General features: G+C 74.1%; 1 protein-coding gene. It reads left to right on the top strand.

Annotated features, from left to right (window positions below):
• Positions 1-768, top strand: a 768-nt coding sequence (locus JL475_RS39240) for a beta-ketoacyl synthase N-terminal-like domain-containing protein (RefSeq protein ID WP_202282962.1), incomplete at both ends; no start/stop codon positions are given.

The following is a 768-nucleotide window of genomic DNA, read 5'->3' as shown; positions in this document are numbered from 1 at the left end:
GTGGATGAGGATCCCGTGGTGATCGTCGGGATGGGCTGCCGGTATCCGGGCGGTGTGGGTTCGCCGGAGGACCTGTGGGACCTGGTGTCCTCGGGCGGCGACGCGGTCGGCGGTTTCCCGCTGGACCGCGGCTGGGACGTGGCGGGTCTGTACGACCCGGTGCCCGGCACGGCGGGCAAGAGCTACACCCGGGAGGGTGGGTTCCTCTACCGGGCGGCGGACTTCGATCCCGAGTTCTTCGGGATCGGTCCGCGGGAGGCGCAGGCGATGGACCCGCAGCAGCGGCTGCTGCTGGAGGTGTCCTGGGAGGCGCTGGAGCGGGCCGGCATCGACCCGGCGGGCCTGCGGGGCAGCGCCACCGGGGTGTTCGCCGGGGTGATGTACCACGACTGGGGCTCGCGGGGCGCGGTGCCGGAGGAGCTGGCGGGCTACGTCGGCAACGGCAGCCTGGCCAGTGTGGTCTCCGGCCGGGTGGCCTATGCGCTGGGTCTGGAGGGGCCCACCGTGACGGTGGACACCGCGTGTTCGTCGTCGCTGGTGGCGCTGCACTGGGCGGTGGGTGCGCTGCGCCGGGGCGAGTGCTCGCTGGCGCTGGCGGGCGGGGTGACGGTGATGTCGACGCCGGACACGTTCGTCGACTTCAGCCGGCAGCGGGGTCTGTCCGCGGACGGGCGCTGCAAGGCGTTCGCCGACGGTGCGGACGGCACCGGCTGGGGCGAGGGCGTGGGCGTGCTGGTGGTGGAGCGGCTGTCGGACGCCCGCCGCAAC

This window comes from Streptomyces sp. M2CJ-2 (assembly GCF_016757295.1).
Lineage (GTDB): Bacteria > Actinomycetota > Actinomycetes > Streptomycetales > Streptomycetaceae > Streptomyces.
This window is presented reverse-complemented; position numbering and strand designations above follow the sequence as displayed.